A 15,553-nucleotide genomic window follows, 5' to 3' on the forward strand; every position below is an offset into this window, starting at 1 on the left:
GAAGCCGCCGAGCGCCTGGAGCGCGCTGCCCAGGTTGTTCAGCGCATCGGGGAAGGCGGGCTTCAGCCGCAACGCCGTCTCGTACTGCGCCATCGCCTCGTCCATGCGGCCGAGTGCCTGGAGGACGGAGCCGTAATTGCCGTGCACCTCCGGCACGCCGCTCCGCTGCGCCAGGGAGCGGCCGATCAGTTCGGCGGCGGAGACATGGTCGCCCCGCTGGTGCGCCAGCACGCCCAGCAGGTGCAGGGCGTCGGCGTTTGTAGGGGCGGCGTCCAGCACCCGCCGGTAGCAACGGGCGGCGCCGTCCAGGTCGCCGACCTGATGCTGGCGCAGGCCCTGCGCCAGCAGCGATCCCGTGTCCACGCCCGGTCCGGGCGAGGGGGGGTGTGCGGCCGGCGCGCCGGCCAGCCGGCGCAGATCCCCGACGATGCGGCCGAGCACGTCCGCCAGCGCCTCCCCGGCGCACGGCTGGAACAGACGCATGGCCGGGAACCACGGGCGCACCGGCGCCCCCAACTGCGTCCAGTCGCGCCCGCCCAGGCGCCAGACCGGCGTGCCGAGCGCGGCGGCCAACTCGCCCACCGACACCGCCGGCGCGATGACGAGGTCCAGGCCGGCGATCAGCGCCGCCGTCCCCTCGAAGTCGTCCTTGAGGTCGAGGTCGGACCAGCGATGGATGGTGACGCCGAATCGCCGCTCGGCATCCGCGATCTCCACCGCGCAGTCGTCGTATTGCAGATTGACGAGGCGCACCCCCGGCACGGCGAACAGCGGCGCCCATTCCTCCAGCCGCGTGTAGGCGGCGGCGCGCTCGGCGGTGACCAGGCTGCTGCGCCATGCGATGCCGACGGTCAGGCCGGGCCCGAGATCATCGAGCCGCCGGCGCCACGCCGCGACGCGCGCCGGGTCGGGCAGGAGCCAGGAGCGCCGGGCCGGAAAGTCCCTCAGGCCGTTGCGGAAGGCGCGCGGCAGGGAGCCCGCCGGCACGTGCAGGTCGGCGTCGCCGGCCGCCATGGTCTCGCGCCCGCCGGCCATGGTCTGCGCGCGCACCGTGGCCTTCGGGAAGGAGCGCGCGAACAGGGACACCATCCGCTGGTCGCATTCGATCACCACGTGGCGCGCCCGGTCGACCGCGTCCGCATAGCAGGACGAGAACATGATCTCGTCGCCCACGCCCTGCTCGCGCCAGATCAGCAGGCGCTTGCCGGACAGATCCTCGCCGCGCCAGGGCGGCATGGGCGGCTGCCGGGCGGCGCCGATCTGGCCCGACGCGAAGCGCCACGCGTAATCCGGCCAGCCGCCGTCCGTGTCGCCCTCCTCCAGCCGCAGCAGGCCGCGGTTGAAGCGGGCGATCGGCAGGTCGGGCACCAGGGCGAGCGCGCGGCGGTAGCACGCGTGCGCGCCGCCCGCGTCGCCCAGGCGCTGGAGCGCCAAGCCGAGGTTGGTCATCGCCTCCGGATAGTCGGGCTGGAGCGCCAGGGCGCGGCGGGTCACCGCGGCCGCCACGGCGTTGCCACCCCGCTTCTGCAAGGCCGAGCCCAGATTGCTGAGCATCATCGCGTTGCCGGGCATGAGGCGCAGCGCGCGGCGATGCGCGTCCTCGGACTCCTCGAAGCGTTCGCGGTCGCGCAAGCCGTTGCCGAGGTTGCTGTACGCCTCCGCCATGTCGGGGCGCAGGGCCAGCGCGCGCCGCCAGCAGCTCCCGGCCTCGTCCGCCCGCCCCTGCCCCTTCAGCGCGTTGCCCAGGTTGTTCCACGCCTGCGCCAGCGTCGGCAAACGGCCCAGCGCCTGCCGGTGGAACGGCTCGGCCCGATCGGGATGGCCCGTCGCCATGTGGCTGGAGCCCAGGTTGTCGAACGCCTCCGCGAAGTCCGGCCTGACGGCCAGCGCGGCGTCGAAGCAGGAGGCCGCATCCTCGTGCCGGCCCATCGCCTGCAGGACGAGGCCGAAGTTGTTCAGGGTCGCCGGGTTGCGCGGGTCGAGGCGCAACGCCTCTGCGTAGGCGTCGGCGGCATCCGCGAGGCGCCCCTGAGTGTGCAGCGCATCGGCGAGGTGGACGATGGCCGTCACGTTCCCGGCGTCGCGCGCCATGGCCTGCTGCCAGCAGGCCATGGCGTCGCCCAGCCGGCCCAGGGCGCGGTAGGCGGCGCCGAGGTTGTTCCACGGGGCGGGATCGCTGGGCCGCAGATCGGCGGCACGCCGGTGGTGTCCGATCGCCTCCTCCAGGCGGCCGAGCGCCTGCAGGGCCGCTCCCAGGTTGAGGTGCGATTCGGCAAAACCCGGGCGCAGCCGTATGGCCTCGGCGAAGTGCGCCGCCGCCTCTTCCTGGCGGCCCAGCGCCTGCAGCGCCACGCCCAGGTTGTGGTGCGCCTCCGGATAGGCGGGATTGAGCGCCAGCGCCTGCTCCTGACAGGCGGCGGCGTCCTCCAGCCGGCCCATGGCCTGCAGCACGAGGCCGAGGTTGGCATGGTAGTCGGGAACGCGGCCGTCGGCCATGATGGCCTTGGCGATCAGCGAGGCCGCCGTGTCGTTCTGCCCTACCTGATGCGCCAGCACGCCCAGCAGGTGCAAGGCGCCGGAATGCTGCGGGTCGCGGTCGAGGATCTGGCGGTAGAGCGGTTCGGCCGCCGCCAGTTCACCCGCCTGATGGTGGCGCACGGCCCGGTCCATCAGGGCCTGGACGGAGGAACTCTTCACCGGGCCCCCACGGCGGTCCGCGCCAGATCAGCGGCCAGACGCGCCAGCACGTCGCCCGGCCCCTCGCCCGCGCGCGGCGGGCAGGCCCGCATCGTCGGATACCAGGGGCGCGTCGCCGTGCCCAGCTGCGTCCAGTCGCGCGCGGCGACGCGCCACACCGGCACGCCCAGCGCGCCCGCCAGTTCGCCCGGCGCACTGGCGACCGAGACGACGAGGTCCAACGCCGCCGTCAACGCCGCAGCCTCTTCCAGGTCGTTGGCGAGGTCGGTTTCCGGAAAAGCCGCGATCGTCACGCCGAAGCGGCGTTCGGCCTCGGCCACCTCGCCGTAACGGCCGTCGTACTGGACGCTGACGAACGTGGCGCCGGGCACGCGCAGCAGCGGCGCCCACTGCGCCAGATCGGTGTAGGCGCCGCGCCGTTCATGGCTGGTCTTCCAGCTCGTCCAGGCGATGCCGACGGCCGGACCGGGGCCGCGCTCCGCCAGCCGGGCGCGCCACGCGGCAACGCGTTCGGGATCCGGGACAAGCCAGGACGGCCGCGCCGGAAACGCGGAGAGCCCAGGGCGCAGCAGGCCGGGCAGCGACCCGGCGGCGACGTGCACGTCCGCATCCCGTGGATCTTCGGTCACGGCCCGCACGGTGGCGGCCGGAAAGGAGCGCTGGAACAGCGGCACCAGCCGCCGGTCGCACTCAATCACCACATGCCCGGCGCGCACGATCAGGTCGGAATAGCAGGAGGCGAACATCAGCTCGTCGCCCAATCCCTGCTCGCGCCACACCAGGATTCGCCTGCCGGTCAGGTCCTCGCCCCGCCATTCCGGCATGGGGCGGGTGATCCCCCGCGGGTGCCCACGCGACACGAAGCGGCGGGCATAGTCGGCCCAGCCTTCCTCCAGCCGCCCGGCCTTGAGCCGCAGCAGCGCGCGGTTGAGCGCGGCGATGCCCAGGTCCGGATTGTGGTCCAGCGCGCGGCCGAAGGCGGCCTCCGACGCGGCGTCGTCGCCCAGGTCGCCCAGCGCGAAGCCCAGGTTGGCGTGCGCGTCGGCGTAGTCGGACCGCAGGTCGAGCGCCCGGCGGTGCAGCGCCGCGGCGTCCTCCGGCCGGCCCTGGAAATGGCGGATGTTGCCGAGGTTGGTCAGCGCCTCCGGCATCGTTGGCGCGATGCACGCGGCGTGCTCGTGCGCGCGCCCGGCATCTTCCAGCCGGTCGAGCCCGCGCAGCAGCGGACCGTAGGAATTCCACAGCTCGGCGTCCGCCGGCTCCACCGCGATGACGCGCTGGAACGCCGCCTCGGCTTCCGCCGTCCTGCCGGCGCGCTGAAGCATGCCCGCCAGCGCCACCAGGACCGGCGGGTGCCCCGGCCGGTGGGCCAGCGCCGGCCGCAGGATCTCCACCGCCTCCTCGACGCGCCCGCGGTCGTGCAGTGCCAGCGCCAGCGCCACGCGCGCCTCGACCATGCCGGGGTTGCGGGCCAGTGCTTGGCGCAGGTGCGGCTCCGCCTCTTCCGGCTTGCCGGCGGCGCGAAGCGCCGCGCCCAGGTTGCCGTGCGCCTCCGTGTAGTCAGCGCGGCCCCGCAGCGCCTCGCGATAGGCGCGCACCGCCTCGTCGTTGCGGCCCTGCGCCAGCAGCGCGTTGCCCAGGGTGTTCGCGGCTTCCGGAAAACCCGGCTTCAGCTTCAGCGCGCGTCGGCAGGCGGCTTCGGCCTCCGCCGGGCGGCCGAGGTTCTGCAAGGCAAGGCCCAGATTCGCGTGATAGTCCGGCACCCGCCCATTGGCGGCCGTCGCCTGGGAGATGAGGTCCACGGCGTCGGCGAATCGCCCCTGCTGGCAGGCCAGCATGCCCAGCAGGTGCAGCGCGTCGGGATGGCCGGGATGAATCCGCAGGGCTTGGTGGTAGAGCGACGCCGCCTCGGCCAGCCGCCCCATCTGGTGAAACTGCACGCCCTGCGCGAGCGTCGCCGCCGCCGGATCGATTCCCGCCGGCCGGCCACCCGCCGTCCCCGCCCTGCGCTCCTTCCGGTTCATACGGCCGCCCTGCCACACGCTGTCCAGGAGCTATCGATAGCACGTTTCGCCGGCGGAGGCAGGGTTTGCATGGCAGGCGACCGCGGTCAACCCGCCAGCCGCGCCAGCTCCCGGCCCATGCGGGCCAGAACGGTCGCCATGGCCTCGCCCGGCGCAGGGGTGAAGGGGCGCATGGACGGGTACCAGGGGCGCACGGCGGCGCCCATGGCGGTCCATTCGTTGCGCGCGCCGAAGCGCCACACCGGAACGCCCAGCGCGCCCGCCATCTCCGCCACCGATGTGCCGGCCGACAGCACGAGATCGAGGGACGCCGTCAGCGCCGCCGCACCCTCCAGGTCGTTGCGCAGGTCGAGGTCGCTCCAGCGGTGGATCGTGACGCCGAACCGGCGTTCGGCGGCCGCGATCTCCGCCGCGCAGTCGTCGTATTGCAGGTTCACGAAGCGCACGCCGGGCACGGCGAAGACCGGCCCCCAGTCCGCCAGCCGCGTGTACAGGCCGGCACGCTCCGGCGTGACCAACCCACTGCGCCACGCGATCCCCACGACCGGCCCCCGCCCCAGGGCGGCCAGCCGCGCGCGCTGGACCGGCACCCGCTCCGGATCGGGAACCAGCCAGCCCGGCCGCGCCGGGAAGTCGGCCAGCGAGCGGCGCAGGTGCAGCGGCAGCGAGCCGGCCGCCACGTGCACGTCGAAGTCGTCGGGTTCGCCGCCCGCCGCGCGCACGGTGACGTCGGGGAAGGACCGGGCGAACAGGCCGACGAGGCGCGGGTCGCATTCGATGATCACATGCCCGGCGCGGGCGATGAGGTCGGCGTAGCAGGAGGAGAACATCAATTCATCCCCCAGCCCCTGTTCGCGCCACACCAGCACGCGCTTGCCCGTCAGGTCGCTGCCGTCCCAGGCGGCCCGGGGAAAGCGGCGGTCGGGGTGCGCCTGCCCCGCAGCGAAGCGCGCCTCCAGCCCCGTCCACCCCTCGACGATGCGGCCCTGCGCCAGCGCGGCGTAGCCCCGGTTGAAGCGGGCCAGCGACAACCCCGGATCCAGGTCCACCGCGCGGCGGAAGGCGGCGTCGGCCGCATCCGGCCGGGCCAGGGCGTGCAGCGCGTTGCCGAGGTTGTAGTGCCACTCCGCGCGCCTGGGCTGCACGGCCAGTGCGCGCCGCCACGCGCGGACGGACGCCTCGTGCCGGCCCTGGCGCATGCGCAGGTCGGCCAGCCCGGCGAAGCCTTCGGCCGCCGCCGGGTCGAGCAGCAGGATCCGCCACCACGCCAGCCCCGCCGCGTCGCCCTGCCCCGCCGCCTCCAGCGCCAGCGCCAGATTGGCGAGCACGGCGGCGGCATCGGGGCGCAAACGCTGGGCGCGGCGCTGGCAGGCCAGCGCGTCGTCCGGCTGATCGAGCGCCAGCAGGGCGAGACCGAGGTTGCCGTGCGCCTCCGCATAGTCCGGGTTGAGGCGCAGCGCCCGCGCGCAGGACGCCTGCGCGACGGCAGGCCGGCCGGACAGCTCCGCGTGCCCCAGACTGTTCCACGCTTCCGCCAGCGCGGGGTCGAGCGCTAGTGCCCGGTGCAGGGCGCGCACGGCGCGCTCCCCCTGCCCCAGCGCCTGGAGCGCCAGGGCAAGGTTGGCGTGCAGGCCGGCCCAGTCCGGCCGCCGTTCCAATGCATCCGACGTCGTATGGGCGGCGCCGGCCGCGTCGCCGAGATTCAGCAGCACCGCCCCCAGGTTGCCCAGTGCCTCCGCGTCGTCCGGGTCGTGCGCGACGGCCGCCCGGTACTCGGCCACCGCCTCCTCGAACGCGCCCAGCGCCTGGAAGGCGAGGCCACGATCACGGTGACGCTCGGCGGTACCGCCGCCGACGTCGATGGACTGCCCGATCAGCGCCACCGCAATGTCCGGCCGCCCCGCCTGATGCCCGAGGCGTCCGTAGCCGTGCAGCGCCTCGGCGTGCTCAGGATCCGCCTGCAGGACGCGCTGGTAGGCCTTCTCGGCATCCGGCCAGCGGCCGGCCGCGTGCAACGCCCGCGCCTCGTCGAGGACATCGTGCAACGGGTCGGCAGTGGGCGGCACGGCCGCGAGACGCCGCAGTTCGGCAGCGATGCGAGCCAGCACGTCGCCCAGCGTCTCGCACTCGCCGGCCCCCCACATCCGCATGGCGGGGAACCACGGCCGGCATGCGGTGCCCTGCATGGTCCAGTCGTACACGCCGCCGAAGCGCCAGACCGGCACGCCCAGCGCCCCGGCCATCTCCCCCACCGACGACTGCACGGTGATCACGAGGTCGAGGTTGGCCGTCAGAGCCGCCGCCGCTTCCAGGTCGTTCTTCAGGTCGGTGTCCGGCCAATGGTGCAGGCGCACGCCCAGCCGTTCTTCGGCGTGGCGCAACTCGTCCGCGCGGACGTCATACTGCAGGTTGACGAACACGGCGCCCGGCAGCCGCAGCACCGGCGCCCATTGGTCGAGCTGGGTATACTGGTGCTTCCGTTCCCCGTGCGTGCGCTGACTGCGCCAGCAAATGCCGATGCGCAGCCCCGGCCCGAGATCCGCCAGCCGGCGGCGCCAGAGGCCGGCGCGCTGCGCGTCCGGCCTCAGATAGCGGCGGCGCGGCGGGAAGTCGCTCAAGCGCCGGCGCAGGAAGCGCGGCAGCGAGGCCATGGGGATGTGCACATCGAAATCCGGCGGCTGCACCGTCTCGCGTCCGTCCGCGCCCAGCGTCTCGGCGCGGACCGTGGCCTGCGGAAAGGTGCGCGCGAACAGCGGCACCAGCCGCTCGTCCAGTTCCAGCACCACGTGCCCGGCCATGGCGACCAAGTCGGGCAGGCAGGTTCCGTACAGCAGTTCGTCGCCGATGCCCTGCTCGCGCCAAACCAGGATGCGCTTGCCCGTCAGGTCCTCGCCCTGCCAGCGCGGCACCGCGAAGACGCGGACGCCGAGCACGCGGCGGGAATCGAAGCGCGCCTCGTACAGGTCGCGCCCCTCCGGAAGGTCGCCGCAGCCGATGAGCAGCAGCGCCAGATTCCAGCGCGCCAGCGCGAAGCCCGGATCGGACGCAAGCGCCTGCCTGTAGCAGGCCTCGGCCTCGCCGCGCCGCCCCTGCGCCTCGCGCAGCAGGCCCAGGTTGACCAGAGCCTCCGGATCACCGGGGGCGAGGCGCAGCGCCTCGCGCTGGTGTGCGTCCGCCTCATCCAGGCGGCCTGTCTCCTTGTACACCACGCCCAGGTTGCTGTGCGCCGTCGGGTTCTCGGGATCGAGCGCCAGCGCGCGCCGGAAGCACTCCGCCGCGTCTTCCGGCCGGTCGGCGTCGCGCAACACGGTGCCGAGGTTGACCAGCGCCTCCGGGAACTCCTCCCGCAATTCCAGCGCCCGGCGGTAGTGGGCCTGCGCCTCCTCCGTCCGGCCCTGATCCTGGAGCGCGCTGCCAAGGTTGTTGTGCGCCTCCGGATAGGCCTCGCGCAGCGCCAGCGCCTTGCGGTAGCTGGCCTCGGCCTCGGTGACGCGGCCCAGCGCGTGCAGGGCCAGCCCGAAGTTGGCGTGATGCTCCGGCACGCCCGCGCCGCGCGCCAGCGCCTTGCCGATCAGCTCCACCGCCGCGGCATGCTGGCCGCATTGGTGCGCCAGGACGCCCAGCAGGTGCAGGGCCTCCGTATGCTCGGGCTGCTCGGCGAGGATGGCGCGATAGAGGCGCTCCGCCTCCGGCAGGTTGCCGACGCGGTGCTGTGCGATGGCTTCCGCCAGCGCCGTACCCGCGTGCTCCTGCCGCCGTCCCGTCATACCGCTCCGCCTCCCGCGTCCCCGCCCGTTCCGGAATAGCACGAAACGCTGCCGACTCAACGCTTCGGGACGGGGTGCGTGCCGCCGCGGAAGGCTTGCCGACCGGCGACGAACGCCATAGCTTATGTCAAGGTTTGACATGGAGCTGCGGATGGCGACGAATGTGCACCTGACGCCCGACCTCGAGCAGTTCGCCCGCCGGTGCGTCGAGTCCGGGCGCTACAACAACGTAAGCGAAGTCGTCCGATCCGCGCTGAGGATGCTTCAGGACTCGGAAGTCCGACGCGAGCAATTCATGAACATGCTGAGGGAAGCCGAGGCTGAAAGCGAACGTGACGGCTTTGTAAGCGTTGAAGAGCTGACGGCTGACATCGAAGACATCATCGCCCAGGCCGAGCGGCGGCGTGGATGAGCGACGCCGTTCTATCGCGGCGCGCGCGGCAGGACATCCGCGAGGCGGCCAACTGGATTGCCCGTGACAATCCGGTCGCGGCGCGCGGCCTGTTGCGCGCCGTGCAGGCCGCTGCACGAAGCATCGGCGAACATCCGTACAGCGGCGTCCCGCGTCCCGAACTGGCCGAGTCTGACATCCGCTTTCTGGTCCTGCGGGGGTATCCGTATTTGGCGGTCTACAATGCCGAGGCCCGGCCGCCCCGGATTCTGCGCGTGCTGCATGGCGCCCGTGACCTTCCCGAAGTCCTGCAGGATCTCACGCTCGCTATCGGCACGCCGGCGTCCCGCACACGGACCGGGGAACACTGAACATTACAGCTTCAGCCCGGCCACGCCGTCCAGGGTGACGCCTTCCAGAGCGCGGCGTTCCAGCTTGGCGCCGAACAGCTTGGCGTGGCTGAGGTCGGCCTTGGCCATGTCGCAGCCGATCAGGTTGGCGAACGACAGGTCGGCACCGGCGAAACTGACGCCACGCAGGCAAGCCCCGCGGAAGTCGACGTAGCGCAGCCGCGCCCCCGCCAGATCCGAGTGCATGGAGCGCTTCTCGTCGAACACCAGCGGGCGCAGGTTGGCGTTGCGCAGGTCGGCGTTGTTCAGCCGGGCATTCTTCAGGTTCACGCCGCGCAAGTCGCCGCCGGAGATCTTGGCGTTGCGCATGTCGGCCTCCTCCAGGTGTGCCGCCTGGAGCTGGATGTTGGTGAGGTCGAGGCCGTAGAAGGTGGCGCGGGTGGCCCGCAGCATGGTCATGCAGCTGTGCGCCAGCGATGGCGCATGGCGCAGGTCGAACTCGCTGAGGTCGAGGGGGTGGCCCTGCGCGCCGCCGGTGCCGACCCAGACGATGTGATCGTGGAGCAACTCCTCCAGCGGCTTGCCGAGTTCGGCGATGACGCGGCCGACCGGGGCGTCGGTCAGCGTGTCCTCGATGTCGGCGTCGGTCATGTCGGCCATGGTCAGCGACGCGCCGGTCAGCACCGCGCCGCGCAGGCAGGCACCGCGCAGGTCGGCGCCGGACAGATCCGCCCCTTCCAGGTTGGAGCCGCTGAAATTGGCGCCGCGCATGGTGGCGCGCACCAGCTTGCAGCCGCGCATGACGGCGTCCGTGAAGTCGGTGTGGATGGCCATGGCGCCGCTGAGGCGCGCGTTGGTCAGGTTGGCGCCCGACAGGTCGGCGCCCGACGCCTCGGCCGGCTGCGCCTCAACCTGCACGACGCGCAGGTTGCCGGCGCGGTCCTTCTCGGCCAGCGAACCGTCGCGCAGGTCCGCCTCGAACAGGTTGGCGCCGATCAGCACCGCACCGCGCAGGCAGGCGCCGCGCAGGTCGGTCTTGATCAGGCTGGCGTTTTCCAAATTGGCCTGCCGCAGGTCGCAGGCGAACATGGCGGCACAGTCCAGCCGCGCCCCCGCCAGATTGGCCCCCTTCAGGGAGGAGCCGACGAGGTCGGCGTGCGCCAGGTCGCGCCCGGCGAGGTCCAGTCCCGACAGGTCGCAGAACGACAGCGTGGCCCGCGCCCCGCCCATGCGGGCGTTGCGGAACATCTCGTGCCGCCGGATGACGGCGTCGAGCTGGGCCTGGTCGATGCGGGTGAGGGGGCGTGACTGAGACATTCCGGCCGCTCCGATGCGGCCTTTAGGTTAACGCTGGGGCCATTAACATTTCGATAATTGACGTCAGCCCCCCGGATCAGGCCGCCGTCTGTTGCGGCGCGCGGGCCGGTGTCCCGTCGGCCTGCCCCAGCGCCGCCAGCGCGTCGCGCAGCAACTCAGGCGTGAAGGGCTTGTGCAGCAGGCGGCAGCCGGTGGTCACGGCCTCGCGGATGCGTTCGGGGGCGGTGTCGCCGGTCAGGATGATGCCGGGCACCGGCCGGCCGGCCAGTTCGCCCGCCCGCGTCACCACCTGCACGCCGGTGAGGGCACCCGGCAGCCGGAAATCGGTGACGATCACGTCCGGCAGGCGCGGTGCGGCGCGCAGGCGCTCCAGCGCCGCCGGGCCATCGGCCGCCGTGGTCACCGTATGGCCCCAGGTCTCCAGCAGCAGTTGCATGCCCTGGCGCTGCACCGGATCGTCCTCCACCACCAGGATGATGCGGGGGGCGGCGGCCTTCGCCTCGGTGCCGGGGGTGCCGGCAGTGGCGGTGGCGACCGGCTCGGTGGCGGCGACCGGAACGGTGACGGCAAACACCGAACCGTGGCCGGGTCGCGAGCGCACGTCCACCGTGTGGCCGAGCAGCGCTGCCTTGCGCCGCACCTTGGCAAGCCCGAGCCCCAGGCCGCGGGCGCGGTCGCGCTCCGGGTTGCCGAGTTGGACGAAGTCCTCGAAGATGGCGTCCAGATGCTCCGGCGCGATGCCCGGGCCGGTGTCCCACACTTCGATGCGCAGCCATTGGCCGCGGACGCGGCATGCCATGAGGATGCCGCCGGAACCGGTGTAGGCCACGGCGTTTCCGACCAGATCGCGCAGCATGCGCGTCAGCAGCACGGGGTCGGTGCGCACGAGGGCGCCGCAGGGACGCACGCGCAGGTCCAGACCCTTCGCCGCGGCGGCATCGCGGAACTCGGCGACGACGGGTTCCAGCACCTCGGCGATGGGGACGGCGGTGATCTTCGGCTTGACCACGCCGGCGTCCAGCGTGGCGACCTCCAGCAGCGCGTGCAGCAGCTTCTCGCCGGATTCCAGGGCTTCGCCCATCTTCTCGGCGATGGTCACGGCGCGCGGCTCGCTCAGGCGTTCGGACAGCAGGTGGTGGAAGAGGCGCAGCGCCTGGAACGGCTGGCGCAGGTCATGGTTGGCGGCCGACAGGAAGCGGGCCTTGGCCTGATTGGCGCGTTCCTTCTCGGCCAGCGCGGCGACCAGCTTCTGGTTGAGCGTGCGCAGATCGGCGGTGCGCTCCTCCACGCGCTGCTCCAGGCGCGCGTTGGCGTCGGCCAATGCCCGCAGGGCGTTGCGCTCGCGCTTCAGGCTCTCCCAGCCCAGCGCGCCCAGGCCGAACAGCGCCAGCAGGCTGGCCCCGGCGACCACCGCGCCGCGCTCCAGGCGCGACCACCATGCGGCCAGGATCTCGTCACGCGGCATGGCGACCGCCGCCAGCACCGGCAGACCGGCGAGGCGACGCCAACCCAGCACGTGCGCGCCGTCCTGCAACGGCCAGTTGCCGGCGACCTGCCCGGCCCCGGCCGGCACGGCCGGCAGCGTGCCAAGGGTCTTCACGCCTTGACCGGCGAGCATGACGCCGTCCAGCCGATACAGGCCGGCGCTGCGTTGCCCGCGCGTGTCGGGGGAGCCGTCGAAGGCGTTGAGCACGGCGGACAGCGACGACAGCGGCACCGCCACCAGCACCGCGCCCCAGCCGCCGCCGTCCGGGCCGGCGACCCGCTCCGCCAGGACCAGCGCATCGGCCCCGTCGAAACGGCCGGTGGTGGCCAGCACGCCGACGCCCTCCCCGGCATCGGCGATGGCGCGCAGCAGCGCCGGCCCACCGTCCGCCAGCGCGACGGAGGGGCCGAAAACGGCCCGGCCGTCGCTGTCGACGACCGCCAGTGCCCCGTCGGGTGCCGCCAGCGCCTCCCCCAACGCGGCGTCGGCGAAAGACTGCCGGCCGCGCCCGCGCAGCCGATCGACCACACGGTGCAGTGCCACGAGCCGCGGCTCGATCACGGCCTGCGCATGCCGCTCCAGCACCGCGGCGGCACGCACCGTGTCGCGCTCGGCGCGCTTGAGCGTGTCGACATAATCGAGTGCGGTCATGACGCCCCACGACACGCCCCCCAGCACGCCCATCGTGAGGACGATGCCGAGCAGCGCCGCCCGCGGGTCGAGCGATGAAAGGATGCGAGCCGGATTGCGGAGCATGGTCGCGATCGGAACCCGGTTGCCGTGATGGAACAGGCGCCCATCGGAGCCCGCGGCGGAGCCACGGGGCCGGATACGCGTCGGTGAGGATGGTGCGTGCAGCGGGCGTGCCGGCGCCCTATGCAACACGTGCCATGGCGTCAAGCCTCATAACCACAGGGCACGCCGGTTGGGAGCATGCCGATCGCGTGCGGTTATGAAGAGAGCTTTGGCCATGTCCACCTGCCGCCAGAGTTCGTCAGGGAACAGCATCCGATCCCGACTGTTCAGCCGAGACCTTGGGCAACTTCGCCAGCTTCCCCAACAATATTTATCATTTATTCACGATGACGATCATAGCACGGCCATGCTTGGGCTGCGACCTGTCTTGACGACTATGACGATTCTCATAAAGGCAGCCCACCCTTTCGAGGAGGTATCCGGTGCCGGGTGACGGCCGCAGGATCAACATGATGGCTCGCGTGTTCTCCCATCGCCCGCGAGACACGCTCGCTTTCCCGCCCGAGGCCGCCCGTGAAGAGAGTTCCCGCCACCCCGCAAGCCCTGCGCCAAGCCCGCATCCGTGAGGGGTCGCCCTACCCGCTCGGTGCCACCTGGGACGGGCTGGGCGTCAACTTCGCCCTGTTTTCCGCCAACGCGACGAAGGTCGAGCTGTGCCTGTTCGACCGTGAAGGACGGCGCGAGTTGGAACGGATCGAACTGCCGGAGTACACGGACGAGGTCTGGCACGGCTACCTGCCCGACGCGCGGCCGGGCACCGTCTACGGCTACCGCGTGCACGGGCCCTACGAGCCGCGCGCCGGCCACCGCTTCAACCCCAACAAGCTGCTGCTGGACCCCTACGCCAAGCACCTGATCGGGCCCCTGCGCTGGTCGGACGCGCATTTCGGCTACCGCATCGGCTCCTCGCGCAGCGATCTGTCCTTCGACCGGCGCGACTCGGCACCCGGCATGCCGAAGTGCGTGGTCGTCGACCCGGCCTTCACCTGGGGCCGCGACCGCCCGCTGGCCATCCCGTGGGAGCGGACGATCGTCTACGAGACGCACGTGCGCGGCTACACCATGCGCCATCCCGCCGTGCCGCCGCAGAACCGCGGCACCTTCGCCGGTCTGGCGCAGCAGGAGGTGGTGGACTACATCCGCTCGCTGGGCGTCACGGCGGTGGAACTGCTGCCGGTGCACGCCTTCGTCGACGACCGCCTGCTGCTGTCGAAGGGGCTGCGCAACTACTGGGGCTACAACTCCATCGGCTTCTTCGCGCCCGACCCGCGCTACCTCGCCACCGGCGCCATCTACGAGTTCAAGGAGATGGTCGCCCGCTTCCACGAGGCCGGGATCGAAGTCATCCTCGACGTGGTCTACAACCACACCGCCGAGGGCAACGAGATGGGCCCGACCCTCTCGTTCAAGGGGATCGACAACGCCAGCTATTACCGGCTCGCCCCCGACCCGCGCTACTACATCAACGACACCGGCACCGGGAACACGCTGAACCTCAGCCATTCGCGCGTGCTGCAGATGGTGACCGACTCGCTCCGCTACTGGGTCAGCGAAATGCACGTGGACGGGTTCCGCTTCGACCTCGCCACCATCCTCGGGCGCGAGCCGCACGGCTTCGACCAGGGCGGCGGCTTCCTCGACTCCTGCCGTCAGGATCCGGTGCTGTCGCGCGCCAAGCTGATCGCTGAGCCGTGGGACTGCGGCCCCGGCGGCTATCAGGTGGGCGGCTTCCCGCCGGGCTGGGCGGAGTGGAACGACCGCTACCGCGACACCGTGCGCGCCTACTGGAAGGGCGACGAGGGCAAGCTGCCGGAACTGGCGACGCGCCTCACCGCATCCAGCGACCTGTTCGCCCGGCGCGGGCGCAAGCCGTGGGCGTCGGTGAACTTCATCACGGCGCACGACGGCTTCACGCTGAACGACCTCGTCTCCTACAACGACAAGCACAACGAGGCGAACGGCGAGGACAACCGCGACGGCCACTCGCACAACCTGTCCTGGAACCACGGCGCCGAGGGGCCGACCGACGACCCGGAGGTCCGGGACCTGCGCTTCCGCCAGATGCGCAACATGCTGGCGACGCTGCTGCTCTCGCAAGGCACGCCGATGCTGCTGGCCGGCGACGAGTTCGCCCGCAGCCAGGGCGGCAACAACAACGCCTACTGCCAGGACAACGAGATTTCCTGGATCGACTGGGACGGCATCGACGAGGACGGCGCGGCGCTGACCGAGTTCGTCCGCCGACTGATCGCGCTCCGGCAGAGCCACCCGATGCTGCGGCGTGGCCGATTCCTGACCGGCGAGTTCAACCCGGAACTCGAGGTGAAGGACGTCACCTGGCTGACGCCCGCCGGCGTGGAGAAGGCCACCGAGCAGTGGCAGGACCCGATGGCCCGATGCCTGGGCATGCTGATGGACGGGCGCGCCCAGGCGACCGGCATCAGGAAACCGGCGTCCGACGCCACGCTGCTGCTGATCATCAACAGCCACCACGACGTGGTGCCGTTCACCCTGCCCGAGGTGACGGGCGGCAGCCAGTGGATCAAGCTGCTCGACACCGGCGACGGCGACCGGGTCGACGTGACGACGGCGCGCAGCGGCGACGACATCCCGGTGGTCGGCCGCTCGCTGATGCTGTTCGAGCTGATGCCCGACCGCCGCGCCGACACCGGCCTGCGCTCCGCCGCGCGAGCCCTGCGCGACTCCGCCCAGACGGCCGGGGCGAAGGCGGAGGAGACGGTGAAGTAGCGCCCGCGCATGGTGTC

At 72.2% G+C, this 15,553-nt stretch carries 8 protein-coding genes; 3 read left to right on the forward strand and 5 right to left on the reverse strand.

Translation table 11 applies throughout. From position 1 onward, the window contains the following. The 3 genes from VED21_RS21060 to VED21_RS21070 all read right to left on the reverse strand — a co-directional run. The coding region (locus VED21_RS21060; RefSeq protein ID WP_324885684.1) for a tetratricopeptide repeat protein at positions 1–2,697 on the reverse strand (2,697 nt) is incomplete at its 3' end. Further along, on the reverse strand, positions 2,694–4,721 hold the full coding sequence (locus VED21_RS21065) for a tetratricopeptide repeat protein (RefSeq protein ID WP_324885686.1): 2,028 nt from the start codon (positions 4,719–4,721) through the stop codon (positions 2,694–2,696). The genes VED21_RS21065 and VED21_RS21060, both read right to left, overlap by 4 nt. 86 nt (positions 4,722–4,807) lie before the next feature. Continuing rightward, positions 4,808–8,488: a tetratricopeptide repeat protein gene (locus VED21_RS21070; RefSeq protein ID WP_324885688.1), complete on the reverse strand. Its 3,681-nt coding sequence runs from the start codon at positions 8,486–8,488 to the stop codon at positions 4,808–4,810. A gap of 139 nt (positions 8,489–8,627) precedes the next feature. On the opposite strand from VED21_RS21070, the gene VED21_RS21075 reads away from it, so the two are divergent. Both VED21_RS21075 and VED21_RS21080 read left to right on the forward strand, forming a co-directional pair. Further along, positions 8,628–8,900 (forward strand): type II toxin-antitoxin system ParD family antitoxin, encoded by a 273-nt coding sequence (locus tag VED21_RS21075; protein WP_324885690.1) that lies wholly within the window; start codon positions 8,628–8,630, stop codon positions 8,898–8,900. Then, the gene (locus VED21_RS21080) at positions 8,897–9,250 is read left to right on the forward strand and encodes a type II toxin-antitoxin system RelE/ParE family toxin (protein ID WP_324885692.1); all 354 of its coding nucleotides are present in this window, start codon (positions 8,897–8,899) and stop codon (positions 9,248–9,250) included. The genes VED21_RS21075 and VED21_RS21080 overlap by 4 nt, the downstream gene beginning before the upstream one ends. A 3-nt stretch (positions 9,251–9,253) precedes the next feature. Here VED21_RS21080 and VED21_RS21085 read toward each other — a convergent pair whose 3' ends face one another. Together VED21_RS21085 and VED21_RS21090 are read right to left on the reverse strand one after the other, a co-directional pair. Then, positions 9,254–10,546, reverse strand: a complete 1,293-nt coding sequence (locus VED21_RS21085) for a pentapeptide repeat-containing protein (RefSeq protein ID WP_324885694.1) — start codon at positions 10,544–10,546, stop codon at positions 9,254–9,256. A 76-nt stretch (positions 10,547–10,622) separates the two neighbouring features. Beyond that, a complete protein-coding gene (locus VED21_RS21090; protein ID WP_324885696.1) occupies positions 10,623–12,788 on the reverse strand; it encodes a hybrid sensor histidine kinase/response regulator in 2,166 nt (721 codons plus the stop codon). 513 nt (positions 12,789–13,301) lie between these two features. On the opposite strand from VED21_RS21090, the gene glgX reads away from it, so the two are divergent. Beyond that, entirely contained in the window at positions 13,302–15,536 is a 2,235-nt protein-coding gene (gene glgX / locus VED21_RS21095) for a glycogen debranching protein GlgX (RefSeq protein WP_324885698.1), read from the forward strand. Positions 15,537–15,553: the final 17 nt, after the last annotated feature.

This window comes from Azospirillum sp. (assembly GCF_035627195.1).
In the GTDB taxonomy this organism is placed as follows: Bacteria; Pseudomonadota; Alphaproteobacteria; order Azospirillales; family Azospirillaceae; genus Azospirillum.

Excerpts from the sequence above, each read along its gene's own strand:
- VED21_RS21065 (WP_324885686.1), bottom strand. The coding sequence starts at position 4,721 with ATGAACCGGAAGGAGCGCAGGGCGGGGACGGCGGGTGGCCGGCCGGCG.
- VED21_RS21070 (WP_324885688.1), bottom strand. The coding sequence starts at position 8,488 with ATGACGGGACGGCGGCAGGAGCACGCGGGTACGGCGCTGGCGGAAGCC.
- VED21_RS21075 (WP_324885690.1), top strand. The coding sequence starts at position 8,628 with ATGGAGCTGCGGATGGCGACGAATGTGCACCTGACGCCCGACCTCGAG.
- VED21_RS21080 (WP_324885692.1), top strand. The coding sequence starts at position 8,897 with ATGAGCGACGCCGTTCTATCGCGGCGCGCGCGGCAGGACATCCGCGAG.
- VED21_RS21085 (WP_324885694.1), bottom strand. The coding sequence starts at position 10,546 with ATGTCTCAGTCACGCCCCCTCACCCGCATCGACCAGGCCCAGCTCGAC.
- VED21_RS21090 (WP_324885696.1), bottom strand. The coding sequence starts at position 12,788 with ATGCTCCGCAATCCGGCTCGCATCCTTTCATCGCTCGACCCGCGGGCG.